Here is a 23225-nt window from a genome sequence, read left to right as displayed (position 1 = left end):
TCTTTCAGCCGGTGCCACCGGAGCGGGCCGCGGGGCCGGAACGGGCCGGCCGCGGGGGGCCCTTCACGCCGTACGCGCCCCGTGTTCCGGCGGCACCGTCACGGCCGTGACGGCGAGGCCGTCGCGGACCTGCCAGCGGCCGTCGAACCCGGTGAGGGTGGTGCCCGCCCGGGTGGTCCCCGGCACCAGCAGGTCGGCCGTGAAGGTGCCGTCCGGGCGCAGGGTGACCCGGGCGTCGTGGAAGCCGAGCCACCGGCCGGTGAGCGGCGACCACGCCTTGTAGACGGACTCCTTCGCGCTGAACAGCAGCCGGTCCCAGGGCACGCCGGGGCGGTGTGCGGCGAGCGCGCGCAGCGCGGTGCGCTCGTCGGCGAGGGTGACGAGCTTCAGCACGCCCTCGTCGCGCAGCGGCTCGGCCGGTTCGGCGTCGATCCCGAGGGCGGCGACCGTCGTGTCCCGGGCCACGGCCGCCGCCCGGTAACCGGCGCAGTGCGTCAGGCTGCCGACCATCCCGTCCGGCCACCGGGGCGCACCTCTGGGGCCGGGGAGGACCGGCGCCGGAGGCAAGCCGAAACTGGCCAGGGCCGTGCGCGCGCAGTGGCGGACGGTGGTGAATTCGTGCCGCCGCTTGGCGACGGCCGCCGCGACCAGCGCCTCCTCTTCCGGAAACAGCAGGCGTGCGCCGCCGTCGTGGGGTCCGGCGCTGTCGTGGAAGGTGTCGACGGCGGTGACCTGCGGGGGGAGCAGCGAGGTCAGCACGCCGGCCGGAACCGGGCCACCGGTCGGAAGCAGGGTCATGGGCGGTAACGCTACCGGGAGCCACCACGGGCCCCGGGGGCCGTGCCGGATGCCGTACAGGCCGGATACAGCCAGTGAACCCACGCTCGACTCATTCGCACGGATGGGGGCGGCATGGCGGATCACGAAGCACAGGCGGATCACAAGGCACAGGCGGATCAGGAGACACAGGTGGCCCTGGTCACCGGAGGGTCACGAGTGGGACTCCGTACTGAGCACCAATCTCGACGGCACGTACAACCTGCTGCGCTCGGTGGTCCGCTCCATGATCCGGCGCCGTACGGGCACGGTCGTCGCACTCTCCTCCGTGGGCGGCGTCGTCGGCAACCTGGGACAGACGAACTACTCGACGTCGAGGGCCGGGATCATCGGCCTCACCCAGGCGCTGGCCAAGGAGTTCGGGCATGTCCGCCACCGACGCCGGGCCGAAGCCCTCCGGGTAGCGGCGGATCAGGGTCCGCAGCCCGGCAGCGGCCTCGGAATCCGCCGGCGCAGGCCGCGTGGCCGCCGCGACGTACGAGGGCCGGGTCTCGAACGATCAGGGCCCTCCGGTGGGCGCGTGCCACAGCGGGGCGTACTGCCCCGCAGTATCCGCTGCGCCGCCGGGTCCATCGGGGCACCCAGGCGCTCCTCCAGCCAGCCCGCGATCTCCGCGCCGGTCCGTGGCCGGCCGGCGTACCGCAGCAGGCCGGCCACGAGGGCGCCGGTCCGCTCGGCGCCGATCCCCGCCGCCCCGTGGCGCGCGTCACCGAGCCGGGACGCGTACAGCGTCGGCTCCATGGCCTCGCGGAAGGTGCGCCGGGCTCGGCTCAGGCCGGCCGCTGGTTGATGTTGACCAGCCACGTGATGCCGAAACGGTCCGTGCACATGCCGAAGACGTCGCCCCACATCTGCTTCTCCAGCGGCACCGAGACCGTGCCGTCGGCGGAGAGCTTGTCCCAGTACCCGCGCAGTTCCCCGGCGTCCTCGCCGCTCACGCTCACCGCGATGTTGTTCCCGGGCTGGTGCTCCATCCCCGGCGGGATGTCCGCGCCCATGAGGGTGAAGCCGCTGTCCGTCTCCAGCATGGCGTGCATGATCTTGTCGGCGGCGTCCCCGGCCTTCTCCTCGCCGAATTCCCCGAAGGTGTTCAGGGAGAGGGTGCCGCCGAAGACCTCCCTGTAGAACTCCATGGCCGACCGGGCTTCGCCGTCGAAGCTGATGTAAGGATTCAGGCGGGAAGACATGAAACGCTCCATTCATCCGGAAATGTCAGCTATGACAGCCTAGGCGAAGGACTGCCGCCAAGCCGGACGGCTCCCCGGGCGGTCGGTACGGCGCACACTGCCGCAGCGGGGGCGCGGACCCTCATCGGCGCCTGGTGCTTCATCGACCATTACGGGCCCGACGACGTCGCCGAGTCCGGGGGCACGGACGTGGCCCCCACCCGCACACCGGCCTGCAGACCTTGAGCCGGCTGTTCAGCGGGGAGATCGAGCACCAGGACAGCCTGGGCAGCCACGCCTTCGTACGGCCGGGTGAGCTCAACCTCATGACGGGCGGGTACGGCATCAGCCACTCGGAGGTTTCCTCCTCCCGCACCACCGTCCTGCACGGGGTCCAGCTGTGGGTGGCGCTGCGCGGCGAACACCGCCGCACCGGGCGGGACTTCAAGCACTGTGTACCCCGTCCGGTGCGGGTGGACGGGGCTGAGATCAGGGTGTTCCTCGGCACGTTGGCGGGTGACACCTCTCCGGTCCCCACCTTCACGCCCCTGCTCGGCGCCGAACTCCTCCTCGGGCCGCGCGCGGCCGTCACGCTCCGGTGGACGCCGGCTTCGAGCACGGCCTCCTCGTCGACGAGGGGCAGGTCCGCACGGCCGGAACGACCGTGCCGCGCGCCGAGTTGGGCTACCTCGGCACAGGGCACGACACGCTGACCCTGTCGAACGACACGGACGCCACCGCCCGGGTGGTCCTGCTCGGTGGAACACCGTTCGAGGAACAGATCGTCATGTGGTGGAATTCCGTGGGCCGCAGCCACCAGGACGTCGTCGCAGCCAGGGAAGCGTGGGAGAACGCGTCCGAACGTTTCGGCGCGGTCGACGGCCACGACGGCAGGGCGTCTGCCCGCCCCGGCGGCGAGACCGCCGGCCACACCGCGTACCGCGACCGCCAGCGCGTGTTCCACCACACCGGGATCGACGACGCCTTCGCGGGACAGGGCCTGGCCGCCGTCCTCGTACAGCAGGCGCTGAGCGACGTGCGGGCCTCCGGCAAGCGGATCGTGCCGGTCTGCCCGTACGTGGCGAAGTTCCTCACGAAGCACGACGAGTTCGCCGACATCACCGATCCGGTGACGACCGATGTCCTGAGGTGGCTGAAGACGGTGCTGCCGCACTGACCACCCCGTGCCGCGACGCTTCCCCTGGCATCAGCTGCACGAGCCGCCGCCTACGGCTGGGTGGTCACCTCGAAGCCCGCGCCGTGGACGTCGGCGGGATCGGCGGCGTCCCGGGCACGGAGGTCGCCGAGGATGTTGGCCGAGCTGGTGTAGACGTACGGCGGGAACCCGAGGATGCGCGCCTTGGTGATCCCGGCCCAAGGCCCCTGTGCCTGCCAGCCGTTGGCCTCGGACGGGTACGCGCTTCCCGGCACGTGACGGATGGCCGGGCCGCCCGAGTCGCCCGCCTGGTGCGGCGCGTGGGACTGGTAGATGCCGCCCGCGTTGTTCGTGACGCGTCCGTACCAGACACCCAACTGGCCCGACACCACCAGCTCGTTGTTGTCGAAGAGCCCCGCCCCGAGCAGGCGCTCGTTGTCGCGCGCGGGCGTCGGGGCGTTCGGGGACGCCGCGCCGCCGGGGACCTCCACCATGCCGGTCTGCTTCAGGTGCGGGCCCTGGGAGGAGAGCGTCACCTCGGGGACCAGCTCGATGACCATGTAGTCCTTGGTCGGGTGCCCGGTCATCGAGCCCTCGGCGCTCTTGAAGTACCGCATGTACCCGATCGGGCCGTACGCGAAGTCCTGACGGTCGTACACGGGCAGGACGTTCTCGTGGATCTCGCGGTCCGCGTAGGCGGCGCCCGGGCCGCAGTGGCCGGCGGAGATGGCTGTCTTGCGCCCGTAGTCGTCCAGGCCCACAGCGCCGATCGTGCAGAAGGCGTCGGGGGAGGAGGGGTGGGCGAACTGCATGGAGTTGTACACGCGCTTCGCAGGCCGCTCGGCCGGCTCCTGGGCGTGGGCGGTGCCGGCGCCCATGACCGCGGTGACCGCCAGGGCGGCTGCGAGGGTGCGCAGTTGTCCGAGCATGCGTGCTTCCTGTCTGTCGGGGAGCGACCGGAGCAGCCGCGGTGAAGACGGCGGCTCACATGACCGCGAGGGCCTCACACCGCCTGCGGCGGGCCGGACCCTCACCGGGCCGAGACTTTCCCGTGGCCGGCCCCCGGGGAGCCGGGTTGTGACAAGTTGGCCGGTTCGGCACGGTGACGGAGCCTCCCCCGAGGTCGGGTGCGCCCGGTCCTGTCGCGGACGGCGGCGCGCGGACCGACGCCCTAGGCTGCACCCGGCACCCGCCTCGACCCAGGAGCGCACCGCATGTTCGACCCGGATCAGAAGCACCCGTATCCCGACGCCCTTCGACCGGACGCGTCACCCGCGCCGCACCCCCTGCTCGCGCCGCTGCTCGGATTCCTGGGCACGTGGGCCGGCCGGGGCCGCGGCGAGTATCCGACGCTGGCCGAGGACTTCTCGTACGCACAGGAGGTCACCTTCAGTCACGACGGGAGGCCCTTCCTCCACTACGAGGCACGGGCCTGGCTGCTCGACGCCGACGGCGAGCCGCTGCGGCCGTCGGCCCGCGAGAGCGGCTGGTGGCGGCTTCAGCCCGACGGGCGGGTGGAGGCACTGATCACCCAGCCCACCGGCGTCGCGGAGATCTCGGTCGGCCGCGCGGCCGACGGCGCTGTCGACCTCGCCACCCATCAGGTGGCGCTCGCCCCCACCGCCAAGCAGGTCGACGCCACCCGCCGCCGTTACACCCTGACGGACGAGGACACCCTCACCTTCGTCCACGACCTGGCGGCGGTCGGGCAGCCCCTGCAGCACCACCTGTCGGCGCGGCTGCGACGCGGAGGGAGACGCTAGCCGCCACCGGGGCACAAGCCCCTGCCGGCACGGGTGGCTGGTGGCTGCGGCGGAACCGCTGCGCGGTCACGGCGACCCAGAGCATCGCGGTGACGGCACCGACGGCCAGGGTCCGGCTCAGGCCCCGCCCCTGAGCGACCTCCAACTCCGTGGCCCGGCGCCGGCGGCGTCTTCGACGGACACGCGGCAGCGGAGGCTCAAGCACGGCCGGCCGGTACGTCCGGGACCACAGCGCGGACGGCCTTCGGGTCGGGGTGAATCCCCTGGTCGCCGGGGTGCGCGCGGAAAATTTCCTCTGGTGGTGTGAGGAGGGACACGTCCTTTGAGGCCTGTCCCATCGGATGACGGATGGCGTGAAAGCGCGCACAGGCGGCACCCGGCACCGACCCCGTTCTCCCGGCCGTCGACGATCTTCGGAGCGGCCGCCCCTACCCTCCGCAGTCCCGCAGCCTCTTTACGTAGAGATCATCAGGGCAGCTCAGGCCGGGTGCAGGTCAGGGACAACCGCGGTGATCACACCTTACGGTGCGGGCCGTATCCGCCGTATCCGCCGTATCTGATAGGTCATCCCTTTTGAGTGGAATTAGTTCATCTTTCCACTAGTTGCCGCTCTCTTTAACAAGCCCGGTCGCCGTCCGAAATCTTTTGTTGACGGAGCGAATTTGCGCGGGTTAGGTTCGTCAACGTCTTCGATGAGTGCAAACGCGAAGCTAGGAGGGGGATTGTGACCATCACCGCTGAAGGTGTGACGAGCTATCACTTAACCGAACCCGAGGCCATCAAGACGCGAGAGTTGTCTGCGCTCGCGGGCCGACTCTCCGACTCACCTCCCATCGTCCTTTCGGGACTTCTACTCGACCTCCCCGAAGGAATGCGGAAGTCTCTGCTCGACTTCGGGGCGGGGGGCGGGGAAGATGGACACTTTCTGCTTCGCGGCCTGATGGTGGGCGATCCCCCGGAAACACCTGCGGTTCATGGAATCGGGGTTCTCGACCACCATTTCACGAACGGCACTCTCATGCTCGTGGCGGACCTCCTCGGCTCCCTCGTCGGATACCAGGATGAGAAGTCGGGAGCGCTGTTCCACGATGTGCACCCGGTCCGCGGCGAAGAGCACCACATCGAGAACAGCGGGTCGGTCGCTTTCGACTTCCACACGGAGAACGTGCACCATCCCCTGCGGCCGGACTTCCTCGGGCTGCTCTGTCTGCGTCAGGACCACGAGGCGGTCGCCGCGACCCGCCTGTCGTCCGTGCGCGACGCGCTGCCGCTCCTCACCGAAGACCAGGTGGCAGAGCTGCGGAAGCCACAGTTCCACAGCCTGTACCCGACCTCCTTCACCCGGAACACCGAGGGCCCGCGCCCCTCGGCGGGGCCTCACCCGGTGGTCTTCGGGCCCGCGGGCCGGCCGTTCATCCGCTTCAACTCGCACAACACACGGGCTGCCGACGCCGGCGGGGAACGCGTGTTGCGTGCGCTGACCGAGGCGTTGGAGAGCGTCTGCCGCGATCTGGTACTCGCGCCGGGCGACCTCGTCGTCCTGGACAACCACGTGGTGGTGCACGGGCGCAGCGCGTTCCAGCCCCGCTACGACGGGCGGGACCGGTGGCTGCGCCGGTTCTACTCCTTGCGTTCCACCCCGCTGTGGGCTCAGCGGATGATGCGGCACCCCCGTGTGCTGCCCGCGATGGCGGACATCCGCGGCGTCGTCTGACCCGCGCCCACAGCCATGCCCATGCGCCTGACGTCGTGCCACGCGGCCCGAGGGTGACCCATGTGACACGAATGAGGAAGAGTGGATCTGTACGAGGTACTCGGGCTGCTCGTCGCCGCGACGGCAGCCGGGTGGGTGGATGCCGTCGTGGGCGGGGGCGGGGTGCTCCTCATCCCTGTGCTGCTGCTGACCTTCCCGCAGTACCCGCCCGCGACGGCGCTCGGCACCAACAAGATCGCCGCCGTCATGGGCACCGCGACCGCCGCGTACATGTACCAGCGGCGTACCCGCCTGGACCGCTCGGTCCTCGTGCCGGCAGCGGTGCTCGCGGTCCCGTTCGGCGCGCTGGGGGCGTTGTCCGCGGCAAGCGTGCCCACCAGTTACTTCCGGCCCGTCATCATGGCTCTGCTGGTCGCGGTGGCACTTTTCGTAGCCTTCAGGCCGAGTTTCGGAGTGCAGCAGACGGCTACCGTCGTGACCCGGCGCCGCCGTATTACGGCCATTGTTCTGGCGGGCGTCGGGATCGGTTTCTACGACGGCGTATTCGGCCCCGGAGTCGGCACCTTCCTCATTATTTCCTTCACCACCCTCCTTGCCACGCAGTTCCTGGAGAGCGCTGCCATGGCGAAAGTCATCAACGCCTCTTCCAATTTGGGCGCCCTGGCGGTTTTCGCGTGGCAGGGGAACGTTCTGTGGGCCATCGGTCTCGGAATGGCTGTGGGGAATATAGCGGGCGCGATGATCGGCTCACGTACCGCGATGAAAAAGGGCTCCGGCTTCGTGCGGGTGGTACTGGTGCTTGTGGTCACCGGAATGGTGATCAAGATGGGATTCGATCAGTTCGCTTAAGTGAACTCCCCGCGTCGCTGGGGCAAATTCTCCGCGACGGCGACGGGTGAGATCTCAGACAGGAGAGTTAATGGCAAGGGAACTGTCCGCTTTATTGACCCTGCCCGACTTCGAGCGTGCAGCTGACTCCGTGCTCGACTCCGCTTCCTGGGCGTACGTCGCCGGCGGCGCCGATACGCAGGTCACGGTGCGTGCCAATGTCGAAGCGTTCGACCAGGTCTGGCTGCGGCCCCGGGCTCTCGGAAGCGCGAGCGAGGACCCGGACACCTCGGTGGATGTGTTCGGGCAGCGGCTCGCCCTGCCGGTGCTGCTCGCTCCGACCAGCCCACAGCGGCTGCTGCACGACGACGCGGAGATCGCCACAGCCCGGGCGGCACAGGCCCTGGGAACGGTCTCCATCGTCAGCACCGACAGTCACCATGCCTTCCCCGAGGTGACCGGGTCGGTCAAGAGCGACAGCTGGTTCCAGCTCTACGCCTACCGGTCCCGGGAGGATGTCGCCGCGACGATCGCCCTGGCGGAGGAGGCCGGCGCGACCGCTCTGGTGGTCACCGTCGACGCCAGCCACGCGGCCCGCCGGATCACCACCCGGCGAGCGGGCTTCCGTACACCCGCCCATGTCGACTTCGGCAATCTGCGCGCCCTGGGCATCCTCACCGGCGCGATCCCGGACGGTGCGCGCATCGAACGCCTCCCCCTGACATGGGAAGACCTCGCATGGATCCGGAGCCTCACCGGCATGCGCCTGGTGGTCAAGGGCATCCTGCGCGCCGAGGACGCCGAGCGGTGCCTCGACCTCGGGGCGGACGGGGTCATCGTCTCCAACCACGGCGGCCGCCAGCTCGACGGCGCGATACCGAGTCTGGTCGCGCTCGAACAGGTCGCGGCGGCCGTGTCCGGCCGCGGCCTGGTCCTGATGGACGGCGGCATACGCTCCGGGGTCCACGTGGTCAAGGCTCTCGCCCTCGGAGCGGACGCCGTGTGCATCGGCCGGCCCTACCTGTGGGGCCTCGGACTCGCCGGTCAGGAGGGCGTCGAAGCGGTCCTGCGCCTCCTCAAGGACGAGATCAAGGACACGCTCCTCCAACTCGGCGCGGCCTCGGTCGCCGACATCGGTCCCGACTTCGCCACCCGGGCCTGACGCTGCCTCCGGCCCTTTCGACCCACTCGCTCCAAGGAGACGACCTGTGACCGTCCAGACCGTCCACTTCTCTCGCGGCATCCCCCCACTCGACGCGATACCCTCCGCCGCCATCGCCGAGCACACCTCCGCGGTACTGGCCGCGGAGCCCGACCGGGTCTTCCAGTACGCGCCCATCGGCCGCCACACCGGTGACCAGGAGCTCCGGGAACAGCTCGGCAAGTTCCACTCGGTCGATCCCGACCGGGTGTTCGTCACCAACGGTTCTCTGCAGGCCCTCGACCTGCTCGCGGCCCATGAGCTGCGCGACACCGTCGCACCCGAAGTCCTGGTCGAGGCACCGACCTACGACCGCGCGGTGCAGATCTTCGAGCGGCACGGGGCCCAGGTGTCCGGGGTGCCCCTGCGGCACGACGGTCTCGACCTGGACGTCCTCAGGGAGCGCCTGCGGACCAAGGTCCCCGCCTTCGTCTATGTCATCCCGGACTTCCAGAACCCGAGCGGTGTCACCACGAGTGAGGACAAGCGCCGCGAACTGGTGCGTCTGTCCGCCGAGTACGGCTTCACCATCCTGGAGGACATTCCGTACCGGGAACTCCGCTTCAGCGGCACTGCCCCCACACCTCTGGGCGAACTGGCCGAATCCACCGACGGCGCGCGGGTGCTGACCATCGGCTCGCTGAGCAAGGTGCTCAGTCCCGGCCTGCGCGTCGGGTACGTCATCGGCCCGCCCGGGGCACCCCAAGCCCTCGCGGCCCTGGCCGAGAGCATCTATCTGTCCCCGGCTCCGTTGCTCCAGGCGGTCGCCGCGCGGGCCCTTGCGAACGGTCTCGTCCAGGAGAACCTGGAGCACGTACGGCAGTTGCTGCGCCCCCGCCATGACGCTGCCGTCGAGGCGGTACGGCAGACCCTCGGCGAGGTCCATCTGTGCGTACCGGAAGGCGGCTACTACATCAGTGTCCACCTTCCGATCCGTACCGACGAGGAGTCCTTCCTGACGTCGGCGCGGAACGACGGCCTTGCCCTCACACGTGGTTCGGCCTTCTACCCGGCGGACTCCGCACCTCCTTCCGGCACCGCGTTCCTGCGGCTGCCGTTCCAGGCACTCGATCCCGAGGAGTTCGCGGAAGGTGTCCGGCGACTCGCCGCTGCCGCTCGACGAGCGGCGTAAGGAACACGGGGCGGTGCCCGCAGGGGCGGGCGCCGCCGGCCGGCCCGGCCGGGACGGCGGGCCGGAACGACGCGGCGTCGTCCGCGACGCTTCGCTCTCCGCGGTCCTCGCCGGGCTGGTCGCGGTCGTGGTCTCCTGTTCCGGCCCGTTGATGATCGTGCTGGCCGCGGCGGACACCGGCCGGCTCAGCAACGAGCAGACGGCGTCGTGGGTCTGGGCGGCGTGCGTCGGCAGCGGTGTGACGTGCGCGGCCTTGAGCTGGCGGACCCGTATGCCGGTGATCACGGCCTTCTCGACACCGGGCGCAGCGGTCCTGGTCGGCAGCCTCGGGGCGTATCCGTACGCCGAGGCGATCGGGGCGTTCCTGGTCACTGGCCTGGTCATGGCGCTGGTCGGGATGACCGGCGCCTTCGGGTGGGCCATGCGGCGCGTGCCGCCCGGGGTGGTGGCCGGCATGCTCGCGGGCGTGCTGTTCTCCTTCGGGGCCGGTGTGTTCTCCGCACTGGACAGCATCCCCGTCCCCGTACTCGCCTCGCTCGTCACGTACTTCGCGGTCAAGCGGTGGTCACCGAGATACGCGGTGGCCTGTGCCCTGTTCGCCGCTGTGCTCGCGACAGCCGCGGGACCGGGCATTCATGTCGCGGCGGGCGACATCACCCCGGCCGTCCCTGTGTTCACCGCTCCCGACTTCTCGCTTCAGGCGATGGTGGGCATCGCCCTCCCTCTGACCGTCGTCACCATGGCTTCACAGAACGCCCCGGGTCTGGCCGTCCTCACCGCCTTCGGGTACCGCCCGGACGATCGCACGCTGATCGGCGTCACCGGACTCACCACGGCGGCACTCTCACCGTTCGGCGGGCACGGGATCAATCTGGCGGCCATCACCGCGGCGATCTGCACCGGCGAGGAGGCGCACCCCGACCCGCGGCGCCGCTATGTCGCGGGGGTGGCATGCGGCTTCTTCTACCTGGTGACCGGGGTGTGCGGGGCCGCCCTCGTGGGTCTGTTCACCGCACTGCCGGCCGACTTGGTCGCGGTCGTTGCCGGGGTGGCTCTCCTGGGCGCGTTCTCCACGAGTCTCGCCCAAGCCGTCGCCGACGAGTCCGGCCGGGACGCGGCCGTGGTCGCGTTCCTGACCACGGCGTCGGGCGTCACACTCGGCGGCATCGGCTCGGCGTGCTGGGGTCTCGTTCTGGGCCTCGCCACGCACGGAACGCTCACCTTCCGACACCGGGCCCGCACCCGACGATGACTGATGCTGAGGGGAAGGCCCTCCTTCTGTTCCCAGAAGCTGTTCCTAGAAGAACCCCAGCTTCTTCGGCGCGTACGACACCAGCAGGTTCTTCGTCTGCTGGTAGTGCTCCAGCATCATCTTGTGGTTCTCGCGGCCGATGCCGGACTGCTTGTATCCGCCGAAGGCGGCATGCGCCGGGTACGCGTGGTAGCAGTTCGTCCAGACGCGTCCCGCCTGGATCGCGCGGCCCGCGCGGTAGGCCGTGTTGATGTCCCGCGTCCACACGCCGGCCCCGAGGCCGTACAGCGTGTCGTTCGCCGTGCTCATCGCGTCCTCGAAGTCGGAGAACGACGTCACCGCGACGACGGGGCCGAAGATCTCCTCCTGGAAGACGCGCATCCGGTTGTCGCCCTCGAAGACGGTCGGCTGCACGTAGTAGCCGCCGGCCATGTCCCCGCCCAGCTCCAGCCGCTGCCCGCCCGTCAGTACTTTCGCCCCCTCCTGCTGCCCGATGTCGATGTACGAGAGGATCTTCCGGAGCTGCTCGCTGGAGGCCTGGGCGCCGATCATCGTGGTGGTGTCGAGCGGGTGGCCCGCCGTGATCTGCTGCGTACGGGCGACCGCCGCCTCCAGGAAGTCGCCGTAGTGGCCGCCCTGGATCAGGGCGCGCGACGGGCAGGTGCACACCTCGCCCTGGTTGAGCGCGAACATCGTGAACCCTTCGAGGGCCTTGTCGCGCAGGTCGTCGTCGACGCCCCAGACGTCGTCGAAGAAGATGTTGGGGCTCTTGCCGCCCAGTTCCAGCGTCACCGGCACCAAGTTCTCGGAGGCGTACCGCATGATCAGCCGCCCCGTCGTGGTCTCGCCGGTGAAGGCGATCTTCGCGACGCGCGGGCTGGACGCCAGCGGCTTCCCGGCTTCCTCGCCGAAGCCGTTCACGATGTTGACGACGCCCGGTGGCAGCAGGTCGGCGACCAGGCTCATCCAGTAGTGGATGGACGCGGGCGTCTGCTCGGCAGGTTTCAGTACGACCGCGTTCCCCGCCGCCAGCGCCGGAGCCAGCTTCCAGGTCGCCATCAGCAGGGGGAAGTTCCAGGGGATGATCTGCGCGACCACGCCGAGGGGCTCGTGGAAGTGGTACGCGACGGTGTCGTCGTCGACTTCGCTGATCGACCCCTCCTGGGCCCTCAGCACGCCCGCGAAGTACCGGAAGTGGTCGATGGCCAGCGGGATGTCGGCCGCCAGCGTCTCCCTGACCGGCTTCCCGTTCTCCCAGGTCTCCGCGACGGCCAGCTCCTCCAGGCGCGCCTCCATGCGGTCGGCGATCCTCAGCAGCACGTTCGCGCGGTCGCCCGCCGCCGTACGCCCCCACGCCGGCGCGGCCGCGTGCGCCGCGTCGAGGGCGAGATCGACGTCCTCGGCGGTGCTGCGGGCGATCTCCGTGAACGGGCGGCCGTTCACGGGGCTCGGGTTCTCGAAGTACTGGCCGCGGACGGGTGCGACGTACTCGCCGCCGATCCAGTTGTCGTACCGGGCCTCGTACGAGACGATCGCGCCCTCGCTGCCGGGCGCGGTGTATCGGGTCATCGCGGTGGCCTCCCTCCGGCGCCGCCCGCCGTCGGGCGGCACTCGGCGCGAGGTTAGGAGGTTGTACGTTGCGACCGCGTTGCGGCGGCCGGAGCGCGGACCCGGCCGCTCAGGTCGCCCTGATCATGTCGGCGCACTTCTCGCCGATCATCATCGTCGTGATGCACGGATTGACCGCGGGCAGGAACGGCATCACCGAGGCGTCGGCCACCCGCAGCCCCGTCACGCCCTTGACCCGCAACTGCGGATCGAGAGGCGATCCGGCGTCGTCGGCCGCGCCCATCCGCACGGTCCCCGCCGGGTGGTAGACGGTGTTGTGCGTCTCGCGGATGTACGCGAACAGCTCCTCGTCGGTCGTCGCGTCCGGGCCCGGCGCGAGCTCCGCCCCCGCCCACTCGGCCATCGGAGCCTGGGCGGCGATCTCGCGGGCGAGCCGCAGACCGTACGTCATCACCCGGATGTCGTGCTCGTGCGTGAAGTACCGGGGGTCGACCTTCGGCTTGTCCCGGTAGTCGCGGCTGCGCAGCCGGACCGTTCCCATGGAGCGCGCCCGGGTGACGTTCGGCGTCAGGCAGAAGGCGTTGTCCGTCGTCGGGTAGCCGCGCCGGTAGGTGTTCATGTCGAAGGGCACCGAGCCGTAGTGGAACATCAGGTCCGGCCGGTCCAGGCCCGGTTCGGTGTCCGCGAAGATGCCGATCTCCCACCACTGGGTGGAGGAGGTGACCATGGGCTGCTTCGCCTCCCACATGATCACGCCCTCGGGGTGGTCCTGGAGGTGCGACCCGACGCCGGGGGAGTCGACCCGTACCCCCACGCCGCAGTCGCGCAGATGCCCGGCCGGCCCGATGCCCGACAGCATCAGCAGCTTCGGCGAGTCGATCGCGCCGCAGGCGACGATCACCTCGCGCCGGGCCGTGACGGTGCCGGTGTGAACGGTGTCGGGTCGCAGGTACTCGACACCCGTGCAGCGCCGGCCGGTGGGGCCCGACCCGCTGTCGCCGTCGTCGTCGAAGAGGAGCCGCCTGGCCTGCAGTCCCGTACGGACCTCCAGGTTCGGCCGCCTGCCGAGGACCGGGTGGAGGTACGAGACCGAGGCGGACGAACGGGTGCCGTCGGGGCGGGAGTTGATCTGGAACCAGTGGGCGCCGCGCACGACGGTGGTCCCGGTGTTGAACGGCGTCGTGGGAATGCCCGCGGCCGTGCACGCTTCCAGCAGCGCCGCTCCGCACGGGTCCTTCGGCGGCACGGTACGGATGGTCACCGGACCCGAGCGGCCGTGGTGGTCACCGGGCGCGTCGTTGGTCTCCAGCCGCTGGTAGAGCGGGAAGCAGTCCGCGGCGCTCCAGCCCGTGCAGCCCAGCGCGCCCCACTCGTCGAGGTCCTCGGCCGGAGCCCAGAAGGCGATGCAGGAGTTGTGCGAGGAGCAGCCGCCGAGCACCTTGGCACGGGCGTGCCGCATGAAGCTGTTGCCGTTGACCTGGGGTTCGACCGGGTAGTCCCAGTCGTAGCCGGACTCAAGCAGCGCCATCCACCGGTCCAGCCGCAGGATGTTGTCGTCGCCGACGTCCGACGGGCCGGCCTCCACCACGCAGACGGTGACGTCGGGGTCCTCGGTCAGCCGCGCCGCGACGACGGCTCCGGCCGTACCGCCTCCGACCACGACGTAGTCGAACGAGTCCGACGGGATTCCTGAGGGCATTGCGTCTCCAGAGTCAGCGGATCACGGGGCGGCCGACGGCGGGGGAGCGGAGTCCCCGGCCTCGAAGCGGTGCTCGTCCAGTACGCCGGTCTTGTGCCGCTGCACGAACCAGTAGTACGCGAAACCGCCGAGGGCGACGATGCCGATGAAGAGGAACGCGCCCCAGCGCAGGTACCAGTGCTGCGGCCCGGTCGCGTTGTACACCTCGGCGCGCGGCCAGGCGAGGTTGATCGCCATGGCCGCGCCCCACAGCACGGCGAGGATGTTGACCGGCAGCCCGAACCTGCCGAGCGAGAAGCTGCCCTCCGCAGGGTGCCACTCGCCGCGCAGCCGCTTGAGCAGCATGGGAGCGGTGACCAGGAGGTACGCCAGGTAGATCATGATGATCGCGATGCTCGTGATCACCGAGAAGATCTGCGGCTGGTCGATGTTGATCACCAGGATGACGACGGCCACCACGCCGATCAGCACGGCGGGCACCACGGGTGTCCTGAACCGGGGGCTGACCCGGGCGAGCCGCGAGCCCGCCGGCAGGTTGTTGTCCCGGGCCATGGCGAACATCAGCCGGATGCCGGCGGCCTGCACGGCCAGCACACAGACGGTGATCGCGATGACCACGGCCCACAGGAAGATCTCGCCGATGGTCGAGCCGAGGGTCTCCAGAACGACGTACTGGAGACCGCCCGTGGACAGCTCCTCCGCCTCCAGGTCCGGTACGGACATCAGGGCGAAGAGCAGAATGAGACCGCCGATGATGAAGGACGCGACGAGCGCGCGCAGGATGGCGCGCGGCGCGTTCCTGCCGGGGTTGTGCGACTCCTCCCCGAGCGACGACGCCGTGTCGAAGCCGTACATGACGTAGGCGGAGGCGAGCGAGGCGGTCAGGAACGCGCCCAGATAGCCGAGGCTCTGCCCGCTGCCGAGGCCGTACGTCTCCGTCAGGACGCTGCTGGGGCCCCGGGTGATGTGCGCCGCGAGGAATACGATCAGGGCGACGGCCGCGATCAGCTCGATGAACACGCCGGCGGAGTTGATCCGGGCCATGAGCTTGACGCCGAAGGCGTTGACGAGGGTCGAGAACAGCACCAGGACCGAGCCGAGCAGCACCGCGTTGGCCGCCGCGTCTGTCTTCCCGCTGCCGTCGCCGACGAACTGGAACCAGTCGTCGATCTGCGGCAGCGTGATCTGGTACGCGAGCGCCACGGCCGACAGCGTCACCATGGTGGCCGTCATCATCATCCAGCCGCCGAGCCAGCCGACGTGCGGGCCGCCCATGGCCTTGGCCCAGTTGTAGACCGATCCGGCGACGGGGTAGCGGGCGGCCAGCTCGCAGAAGCACAGGGCCACCATGAACTGGCCGACGAACACCATCGGCCAGGACCACCAGTAGGCGGGGCCGCCGAAGGACACGCCGAAGTAGAAGAGCTGGAAGGTGCCGGTGAGGATCGAGATGTAGCTGACCCCGGCGGCGAAGGTGTGGAAGTTGCCCAGGGTGCGCTTGAGCTCCGGCCGGTAGCCGAGCTCGCCCAGGGCGTCGTCGTCGTGCTGCGTCTGGGTACGGGCGGCACCCTCGGGCCCGGGGCCCTCCGGCCCCTTGCCGGCGGCGGTCGTACTCACGCGAACCACCTCTGCGGGGTCGGGGCGAGATTGCGCCAGATGTGTTTGGCCTCCTGGTACTCCGCCAGTCCGGCCGGGCCGAGTTCGCGGCCGAAGCCGGACTGCTTCATGCCGCCCCACTCGGCCTGGGGCACGTACGGGTGGAAGTCGTTGATCCACACCGTTCCTGCCCGCACCCGGGACGCCACCCGCTGGCCCCGCGCCACGTCCTGCGTCCAGACGGCGCCGGTGAGCCCGTAGACGGTGTCGTTGGCGAGCGCGACGGCCTCGGCCTCGTCCCGGAACCGCTCGACGGTGAGCACGGGGCCGAAGGACTCGTCCCGTACCACCGACATGTCGGGGGTGCAGTCGTCCAGCACGGTCGGCAGGTAGTAGAAGCCGTCCCGCAGCGCCGGGTCGTCGGGCCGGGCTCCGCCGCAGCGCAGCACCGCGCCCTCCGCCAGGCCGGCCGCGACGTACGCCTCGACCTTGTCGCGGTGGGCGGCGGAGATCAGCGGGCCGGTACGGGCGTTCTCGTCGAAGGGGCCGCCGATCGGGATCTCCCGCGCGCGCTTCACCAGCTCGCCGGTGAACGCGCCGTGCAGTTCGTCCTGCACCAGCAGCCGCGCCCCGGCCGAACAGACCTGGCCGGAGTGCAGGAAGATCGCCATGAGCGCGTAGTCGACGGCGGCTTCGAAGTCGGCGTCGGCGAAGACGATGTTGGGGTTCTTGCCGCCCAGCTCCAGGGCGACCTTCTTCACCGTCGGGGCGGCGGCCGCCATGATGCGGCGCCCGGTGACGAGCCCGCCGGTGAACGACACCATGTCGACCCGCGGGTCCTCGCTCAGCGGCGCGCCCGCGGTCGGCCCGGCGCCCAGGACGAGGTTCGCGACCCCGTCGGGCAGTCCCGCCTCGGCCAGCAGCTTCATCAGCATGACGGCGGTGTGCGGGGTCAGCTCGCTGGGCTTGAGCACGAACGTGTTGCCCGCGCCGAGCGCCGGAGCGACCTTCCAGGCGGTCTGCAGGAGCGGATAGTTCCACGGTGTGATCAGCGCGCACACGCCCACCGGTTCGTGCACCACCCTGCTGTCCACGCCGGTGTCGCCCGTGTCGACGATCCGGTCGGAGCCGCCGGAGGCCGTCAGGTTGCCGAAGTAGCGGAAGCAGTTCGCGATGTCGTCCATGTCGTACTCGCTCTCGACGAGCCGCTTCCCGGTGTCCAGGGACTCGGCTCGGGCGAAGGCGTCCTTGTCGCGTTCCAGCAGCGCGGCGACGCGCAGCAGCAACGCCCCCCGTTCGGAAGCGGGGGACGTCGGCCAGGGGCCGCTGTCGAACGCGTCGCGGGCCGCGGCGATCGCCGCCGCCACGTCCTTCGGGCCCGCCTCGTCGACGGTGGCCACCAGGGAACCGTCGGCGGGGCAACGGATCTCGCGAACCCCTCCGTCGGCGGCGGCGGTCCATGTGCCACCGATGAACAGCTCCGGCATGGGGGGCTCCTCCGGGTTCGGCCGTCGGACGCCCGGGCGGCGCCCCGTCGGGTCACGCCGTGCGGTGCTCCACCGGCAGGCAGCGCTCCGTGCGCGGCGTGTACGACATGTCCGTGTACGACACTAAGGAGACGCGGCGGGGTTCGCAGTACGGAAGCCCTCATCCGGCGCAAGGGGGGCCGCCCGGACACCGCGCCGCGCACCGCGTCCGGCGCCCCCTCACGCGCCCTGCCAGGCGTCCAGCTCGCGCACCCGGGCGAGCGCCGGGGGACGCTGCGGCGCGGGCAGTACGGACGCGAGGGACCGCCAGACGGGCAGGTCCTCCTGGCCCCAGGAGCTGTACGCCCAGTCCGCGAGCAGCGCCGGGTCCGCACGGGCGATCAGCGCGTGCCGCAACTGGTCCGCCAGGCGCTCCCGCACGCGTACCACCGCAGGTGCCCGTGAGGCGGGCAGCAGCGGGCCGGCGTACGCGCTCATGGCGGCAGTCGTCGCACCGGACGCCAGGCGCCGCTCCACGGCCGCGAAGTCCGTGTCGACGGGTACGGCGAGCCGGTACGGCCGGGACAGGACCAGCGCCGGACCCACCAGACGGCGGAGCCGGGCCAACTCGGCGCGCAGGGTGACCGGGGTGACCGACTCGTTCTCGTACAGGGCGACAAGCAGCTCGTCGCCGGTGATGCCCTCCGGGTGACGCGCGAGCAGCACCAGGATCTCGCTGTGGCGGCGGCTGAGACGTACCGTGCGGCCCTCCACGACGAGCAGCGCCTCGTCCCGGCCCAGCGCCCCGAGCCGCAGGCGGGTGCGCGAAGGGGGCGCCAGGAGCGCGAGCCGCGACTCGGCCGCGCACGCGACCGCCTGGACGAACGCCAGACTGTGCGGGTGCGCGAGGCCGTTCCCGCCCGTGATGTCGACGGCTCCCAGGAGCCGCCCGGTGTGCGGGTCGTGCACGGGAGCCGCCGCGCACGTCCAGGGCTGCACCGGCCTGCTGAAGTGCTCGGCGGCGAAGACCTGGACGGGCCGGTCGAGCGCGACGGCGGTACCCGGCGCGTTCGTGCCCACGGCGCACTCGGCCCAGCGGGCGCCCGGCACGAAGTTCAGCCGCCCGGCGCGCCGCCTGGTCCGCGGATGGCCCTCGACCCACAGCAGCCGGCTCTGCGCGTCGCACACCGCGAGCAGATGCTCGCCGTCGCTCGCGAAGCCGCCCATCAGTTCGCGGAACAGGGGCATCACCCGGGCGAGCGGGTGCTCGTCCCGGTACGCGCCGAGGTCGCTCTCCGTCAGCTCCACACAGGCCGTCGTGTCGGGGCTGACGCGGGCCCGCGCGGAACGCCGCCAGGACTCGCCGACGACCGACCGTACGCGCCGCCCCAGCCGTCCCTCGCCGGTGAACACCTCGTGGGCCCGGCGCAGTTCACCGATCCGCTCCCCGGGGTCGGCGCCGGCTTCCAGGGCCACCCATGAATCGCTCACTCCGGCCTCCCCGGGCCATCGTGACGGAGGAGAAGCGGCCCGGCAACCACGCGCGGGGGGAGGCCTGGGGCGGTCCGGTCGAGGTCCTGTGGGGGCGGCCGGGGGTGCGGCTGGCCCCACCCCCGGCATCTGGTGCAGGCACCACCGGAACCCGGGTGCTGACACCATGGTCATCAAGGGACCCGGCGCGTAGTTTCGTCAGCTCAGAGCACGTTTCAGCCAGGTCCTACAGACCGGAGAACCAGATGCCCCAGGCCGCCGCTGTCGCGGAACCCACGACAGCCACCCCGGGGAGCGATTTCGCCCCGCTTCTGCGCAGCGCCAGGGACCAAGGACTGCTGGAGCGACGCACCGGCCGGTACGCGCTGGGCATCGCCGCCAATCTGCTCGCCCTGGCGGCTGTTGTGGCAGGCCTGGTGCTCGTCGGCGACTCCTGGTGGGCCCTCGCGCTCGCCCTGCCGCTGACCGTGCTCTGGGCCCGCACCGCCTTCGTCGGCCACGACGCGGGCCACGCGCAGATAACCGGCGACCGCAGGGTGAGCCTGGTGATCAGCCTCGTCCACAGCAACCTGCTGCTCGGCATGAACCAGGCGTGGTGGAACGACAAGCACGTACGCCACCACGCGAACCCGAATCACATCGACAAGGACCCGGACGTCGGCGTGGGGGCCCTGGTCTGGACGCGGAAGCAGGCCGAACAGCGCGAGGGCTTCGCCCGCTGGCTGACGCGCAACCAGGCACGCCTCTTCTTCCCGATGCTGCTGCTCGAAGGCATCGCCCTGAAGATCTCCGGCTTCCAGTACCTGCGCCGCCAGCCGGTCCGCGCCCGCGTGGCGGAGGGCTCCCTGCTCGTGGTCCACCTCGTCGGGTACTTCGCCTTCCTGCTCGCCGTCATGTCGCCGGGCAAGGCCGCCGTCTTCGCCCTCGTGCACCACGCGCTGTTCGGCCTCCACCTCGGAATGGCGTTCGCGCCCAACCACAAGGGGATGGAGATGCCCGACCCGGACGGGGAGCGCTGGGGCCACCTGCGCCGGCAGGTCGTGACCTCACGCAACGTACGCGGCGGGCTACTGACCGACTGGTTCCTCGGCGGTCTGAACTACCAGATAGAGCACCACCTCTTCCCCAGCATGGCGCGTCCGAACCTCCGCCTCGTCCAGCCGCTGGTGCGCGCCCACTGCGAGGAGCAGGGGCTGCCGTACACGGAGACCGGACTGATCGACTCGTACCGGCAGGCCCTCACGCACATGCACGACGTCGGTGCGCCGCTCAGGGCCGACGGGACCGGCAGGAGCGACCGGGGCTGGCCGGCCTGACCGCCGCCGGCCGGCGGGGACGGCTGCAGCAGGCAGCGGCCCGAGCGGCGGAACTGTGGCGCGGGCGCGCACGTTGGTGGAGCATGAAGCGGCAACAGCCGCGAAGGAGGCGTCGAAGATGTCGAAGAGCGCGAAGGTCGCCGCCGGTGGCGTTGTGGTCGGGGTCGCCCTGATCTGGCTCGTCGGGTTCTGGCCCGCCCTGCTGGTCATGATCGGTGTCCCCGTCGCGGCGTACCTGCTGCTGGACAACTCGCAGCGCCGCAGGCTGCGCGGGGTCTCCCGCAAGCAGATCGGCCGCTGAGCCGGACCGGAACCGTGCCGGTTATAGGGTCTGTCGCAGATCGAGTACCGGCACGGACGGGGGCTTGTGCACCATGGGCGGCACAGTAACGGCGGTCAGCAGCAACGGCGAGTACACGTTCACCAAGCCGAACCGTGGGAGCGTCACGCTCCTGACGGGTCTCGGTGTGGAAGGCGACGTGCACGCCGGAACGACCGTCAAGCACCGTTCACGGGTCGCACAGGACCCCACCCAACCGAACCTGCGCCAGGTCCACCTCATCCACGGGGAACTCTTCGACGAGCTGCGCCGCGAGGGCTTCACCGTCCAGCCGGGGGAGCTCGGCGAGAACATCACCACCAGCGGCATCGACCTGCTCGGACTGCCGGAGGGCACCCTGCTTCACATCGGTGACGAAGCCGTCATCGAGGTCACCGGCCTGCGCAACCCCTGCCGGCAGATCGACGCGTTCCAGGACGGCCTCCTGAAGCAGGTCGTCGGGCGGGACGCGCAAGGCAACATCGTGCGCAAGGCCGGGATCATGGGCGTCGTCAAGGCGGGCGGCGTGGTGCGGCCCGGCGACCGGCTCGAGATCGTCCTGCCCGCCGAACCGCACCGTCCCCTGGAGCGTGTCTGAGCCTCCGGCTCAGCTCAGCGCGCAGGAGTTGACCACATCACCGCCCGCGGGCCTGGCGATCGTCCGGTCCGCGGGCGGAGCGCTGCCCTCCTCCACCCACGCGGCGAGCGCCCCGAACGCCGAGCGGTAGCAGGGCAGGATGGGCCGCAGCCGGTCGGGATGGGTGTCGTAGAGCGAGTCGACATGGGTGCCCCCTTCGACCGTGTAGTAGCGGTGCAGCCCGGAGCGGCCCCGGCGCGTCACCATCCGCTCGTACACATCCGAGTCGGTGGCGATCGGCAGCAGCGTGTCGAGGTCGCCGTGCAGAGTGATCAGCGGCCGCCCGATCCGTCCCGTCAGCGCGACCCGCCCCACCGCGCGGTGTACGGAGCCGGGGCGCGCGGCGTAGTCGTACTCCGCGTCCGAGGCGCAGGGCGCGAGGATCTCCGGCAGCGTCGTACCGGCCGAGGACCCGGGACAGGACGGGTCGTACGACGGGTCGAACTCCGCGCGGTAGGCCTTCTGCGTCAGGCCCCAGTACGCCTTCTCGTGGTACGGCCACAGGAAACGCGAGCCCGGCGCGAATCCGGCCTTCAGGAGGTCCTCGTCGTCGGCCCGGCCGAGGGTGCGGGCCACGGTGACCGGCAGCGACCCGAGGAGACCTCCGCCGTCGGCGGTCCACAGGGCGCCCTCCCAGTCCACCCCGCCGTCGTAGAGCTCCGGATGGTTCTCCAACTGCCAGCGGGTCAGGTAGCCGCCGTTGGAGATGCCCGTCATGTACGTACGCCGGGGCGCGTGTCCGTACCACCGCTCGACGGTCCTGCGGGCCGCGCGCGTCAGTTCCGTGGTGCGCCGGTTCCACTCCGCCACGGCGTCCCCGGGCCGCCGGCCGTCGTTGTAGAAGTCCGGACCGCTGTTCCCCTTGTCGGTCGCCGCGTACGCGTACCCCTGCGCCAGCACCTGGTCGGAGATGAGGGTGTCGGTCGCGTACTGCTTGCGCGTTCCGGGCGCACCCGTGACGACGAGACCGCCGTTCCAGCGATCGGGCATCCGGATGACGAACTGCGCGTCGTGCCGCCACCCGTGGGTGGTGTTGAAGCGTGAGTCGTCGGGGAAGTAACCGTCGACCTGCGTGCCGGGCACGCCCGAAGGGTTCCTCGTTCCCTTCGCGGACAGTCCCGCCTGGTCGGCCATGTCGGTGTACGCCGTGCCGGCGAGCCCTGCCGTCGTCAGGTCCGGCAGGCAGGCGACGCGTTGATGCTCCGCCCCCGGGACGTACGGACGGTCCTGCCGAACGCACGCACCGGCCCCGGGGGCGCGGGCCGCGGCGCCCGCGGAGGCGGTGGTGGTCAGCACCATGAGCAGTGCGGCGACGAGCGGGACGCCTCTGGACGGGCGCATGGGAAGCCTCCGGTTCACTTCGGGAGTGCGGAAAGAAGAGGGGCGCAGCGCCACATCGTGCTGCCGTTCGGCCCGGTACGGCCATGGGCCCGGCCCACACGCCGCGCGGCGCGGACATGGGTGCCGTCCACGAAAAGTGTTTGCCCGTTGATCAGTTCGCTGGAGGATCAGCGCATGAAGACCGGAAAGGGGGCCTCACGATCCTTCGGTGATCGCTGATGGCCACATTCGACGCCCCGCACGCCCGGCCCCAGCCGCTGACTCCCGCATGGCTCAGGGCCCACTTCGCCCCCCTGCCCTTCCCCGCCCGAAGGGCCGCACTCGCCCGGTACGGCAGAGCACTCGCCCCGGACGCCTACGCCGCGCTGCACGCCGTCCTCGACGCCGGGGACGCCGAGGAACGCCACATGGCCCTCTTCCTCGCCGTGGTGCGCCGGGACACGGACGCCGTCTGCACGGCTCTCGGAGATCCGCTCCTGCGCCGCCGTGCGCTCTCCGCCTGCCCCTGCCCGAACAGGCCCTCACGGCGCTCGCGCTGCACGGCACCGGTGCCGTGCGCCACGAGACGTTCCGGGTACTGAGAGCGGGGCGCCGCACCGCACTCGCCGACGCCCTGCTGCCGCGCGTCCACGAACGGCACGGCCCCCCGGGAGGCGGCGCGGTTGCTCACCGCCTGTTCGGCCCGGACAGCCGCGACCTGGCTCCCGCGCCTGGAACCCCTGGCCGGCGTCCTCACCTCCCT

General features: G+C 70.9%; 20 protein-coding genes and 3 pseudogenes. 13 read left to right on the top strand and 10 right to left on the bottom strand.

The genetic code is table 11. From position 1 onward, the window contains the following. Window positions 1–63: 63 nt before the first annotated feature. A complete protein-coding gene (locus IE185_RS10265) occupies window positions 64–759 on the bottom strand; it encodes a 4'-phosphopantetheinyl transferase family protein (RefSeq protein WP_138894810.1) in 696 nt (231 codons plus the stop codon). Window positions 760–796: 37 nt separating this feature from the next. Here IE185_RS10265 and IE185_RS33065 point away from each other — a divergent pair. Beyond that, window positions 797–1147 (top strand): annotated as a pseudogene (locus IE185_RS33065) (SDR family NAD(P)-dependent oxidoreductase); the annotation flags it as partial. Between the two features lie 101 nt (window positions 1148–1248). Here the strand turns inward: IE185_RS33065 and IE185_RS33060 are convergent. Next, window positions 1249–1578 carry a hypothetical protein gene (locus tag IE185_RS33060; RefSeq protein WP_229843442.1) on the bottom strand — a complete coding sequence of 110 codons (330 nt, stop codon included), beginning with the start codon at window positions 1576–1578 and terminating at the stop codon, window positions 1249–1251. A gap of 29 nt (window positions 1579–1607) precedes the next feature. Continuing rightward, on the bottom strand, window positions 1608–2024 hold the full coding sequence (locus IE185_RS10255; protein ID WP_138894801.1) for a VOC family protein: 417 nt from the start codon (window positions 2022–2024) through the stop codon (window positions 1608–1610). A 97-nt stretch (window positions 2025–2121) separates the two neighbouring features. On the opposite strand from IE185_RS10255, the pseudogene IE185_RS10250 reads away from it, so the two are divergent. Together IE185_RS10250 and IE185_RS33055 are read left to right on the top strand one after the other, a co-directional pair. Beyond that, window positions 2122–2935 (top strand): annotated as a pseudogene (locus IE185_RS10250) (pirin family protein); the annotation flags it as partial. Continuing rightward, window positions 2914–3180: pseudogene (locus IE185_RS33055) on the top strand (GNAT family N-acetyltransferase); the annotation flags it as partial. The pseudogenes IE185_RS10250 and IE185_RS33055, both read left to right, overlap by 22 nt. A gap of 50 nt (window positions 3181–3230) precedes the next feature. Here the strand turns inward: IE185_RS33055 and IE185_RS10245 are convergent. Next, window positions 3231–4088 carry a hypothetical protein gene (locus tag IE185_RS10245; protein ID WP_208766350.1) on the bottom strand — a complete coding sequence of 286 codons (858 nt, stop codon included), beginning with the start codon at window positions 4086–4088 and terminating at the stop codon, window positions 3231–3233. Between the two features lie 285 nt (window positions 4089–4373). Here IE185_RS10245 and IE185_RS10240 point away from each other — a divergent pair, with 285 nt between their 5' ends. The 6 genes from IE185_RS10240 (at window position 4374) to IE185_RS10215 (ending at window position 11049) form a co-directional block, all read left to right on the top strand. After that, on the top strand, window positions 4374–4922 hold the full coding sequence (locus IE185_RS10240; protein ID WP_138894802.1) for a nitrobindin family protein: 549 nt from the start codon (window positions 4374–4376) through the stop codon (window positions 4920–4922). Window positions 4923–5793: 871 nt separating this feature from the next. Beyond that, on the top strand, window positions 5794–6636 hold the full coding sequence (locus tag IE185_RS10235; protein ID WP_138894803.1) for a TauD/TfdA family dioxygenase: 843 nt from the start codon (window positions 5794–5796) through the stop codon (window positions 6634–6636). Between the two features lie 81 nt (window positions 6637–6717). Continuing rightward, a complete protein-coding gene (locus tag IE185_RS10230) occupies window positions 6718–7485 on the top strand; it encodes a TSUP family transporter (protein ID WP_138894804.1) in 768 nt (255 codons plus the stop codon). Between the two features lie 70 nt (window positions 7486–7555). Further along, complete coding sequence (locus IE185_RS10225; RefSeq protein WP_229843434.1) at window positions 7556–8626, top strand: alpha-hydroxy acid oxidase; 1071 nt, start codon at window positions 7556–7558, stop codon at window positions 8624–8626. A 46-nt stretch (window positions 8627–8672) separates the two neighbouring features. Continuing rightward, the gene (locus tag IE185_RS10220) at window positions 8673–9797 is read left to right on the top strand and encodes an aminotransferase-like domain-containing protein (RefSeq protein ID WP_138894805.1); all 1125 of its coding nucleotides are present in this window, start codon (window positions 8673–8675) and stop codon (window positions 9795–9797) included. After that, window positions 9757–11049, top strand: a complete 1293-nt coding sequence (locus IE185_RS10215) for a benzoate/H(+) symporter BenE family transporter (protein WP_138894806.1) — start codon at window positions 9757–9759, stop codon at window positions 11047–11049. Before IE185_RS10220 ends, IE185_RS10215 begins: the two co-directional genes overlap by 41 nt. Before the next feature lie 45 nt (window positions 11050–11094). Here the strand turns inward: IE185_RS10215 and adh are convergent, their stop codons facing one another. From adh to IE185_RS10190, 5 genes are all read right to left on the bottom strand, one after another. Next, the gene (adh, locus tag IE185_RS10210) at window positions 11095–12618 is read right to left on the bottom strand and encodes an aldehyde dehydrogenase (RefSeq protein ID WP_189715014.1); all 1524 of its coding nucleotides are present in this window, start codon (window positions 12616–12618) and stop codon (window positions 11095–11097) included. 109 nt (window positions 12619–12727) lie between these two features. Next, window positions 12728–14317 (bottom strand): GMC family oxidoreductase, encoded by a 1590-nt coding sequence (locus IE185_RS10205; protein ID WP_138897485.1) that lies wholly within the window; start codon window positions 14315–14317, stop codon window positions 12728–12730. Between the two features lie 21 nt (window positions 14318–14338). Further along, window positions 14339–15943 (bottom strand): APC family permease, encoded by a 1605-nt coding sequence (locus tag IE185_RS10200; protein ID WP_138897484.1) that lies wholly within the window; start codon window positions 15941–15943, stop codon window positions 14339–14341. Next, a complete protein-coding gene (locus tag IE185_RS10195; RefSeq protein ID WP_138897483.1) occupies window positions 15931–17400 on the bottom strand; it encodes an aldehyde dehydrogenase family protein in 1470 nt (489 codons plus the stop codon). The genes IE185_RS10200 and IE185_RS10195 overlap by 13 nt, the downstream gene beginning before the upstream one ends. A gap of 219 nt (window positions 17401–17619) precedes the next feature. Next, the gene (locus IE185_RS10190) at window positions 17620–18870 is read right to left on the bottom strand and encodes a GAF domain-containing protein (protein ID WP_138897482.1); all 1251 of its coding nucleotides are present in this window, start codon (window positions 18868–18870) and stop codon (window positions 17620–17622) included. 245 nt (window positions 18871–19115) lie between these two features. On the opposite strand from IE185_RS10190, the gene IE185_RS10185 reads away from it, so the two are divergent. From IE185_RS10185 to IE185_RS10175, 3 genes are all read left to right on the top strand, one after another. After that, on the top strand, window positions 19116–20186 hold the full coding sequence (locus tag IE185_RS10185) for a fatty acid desaturase family protein (protein WP_138898760.1): 1071 nt from the start codon (window positions 19116–19118) through the stop codon (window positions 20184–20186). A gap of 118 nt (window positions 20187–20304) precedes the next feature. After that, window positions 20305–20487, top strand: a complete 183-nt coding sequence (locus IE185_RS10180; protein ID WP_138898759.1) for a tail-anchor membrane protein — start codon at window positions 20305–20307, stop codon at window positions 20485–20487. Between the two features lie 73 nt (window positions 20488–20560). Continuing rightward, window positions 20561–21103, top strand: a complete 543-nt coding sequence (locus tag IE185_RS10175) for an MOSC domain-containing protein (RefSeq protein WP_138898758.1) — start codon at window positions 20561–20563, stop codon at window positions 21101–21103. Between the two features lie 9 nt (window positions 21104–21112). On the opposite strand, the gene IE185_RS10170 is transcribed toward IE185_RS10175, so the two are convergent. Further along, window positions 21113–22483, bottom strand: a complete 1371-nt coding sequence (locus tag IE185_RS10170; protein WP_138898757.1) for a tannase/feruloyl esterase family alpha/beta hydrolase — start codon at window positions 22481–22483, stop codon at window positions 21113–21115. Between the two features lie 218 nt (window positions 22484–22701). On the opposite strand from IE185_RS10170, the gene IE185_RS10165 reads away from it, so the two are divergent. Then, window positions 22702–23064: a hypothetical protein gene (locus IE185_RS10165; protein ID WP_189715012.1), complete on the top strand. Its 363-nt coding sequence runs from the start codon at window positions 22702–22704 to the stop codon at window positions 23062–23064. Window positions 23065–23225: the final 161 nt, after the last annotated feature.

The sequence above is a fragment of the Streptomyces chryseus genome (assembly GCF_014650755.1).
Lineage (GTDB): Bacteria > Actinomycetota > Actinomycetes > Streptomycetales > Streptomycetaceae > Streptomyces > Streptomyces chryseus.
Note: the sequence above shows the minus strand (reverse complement) of the source record. Positions and strands in the feature narration are given on the sequence as shown.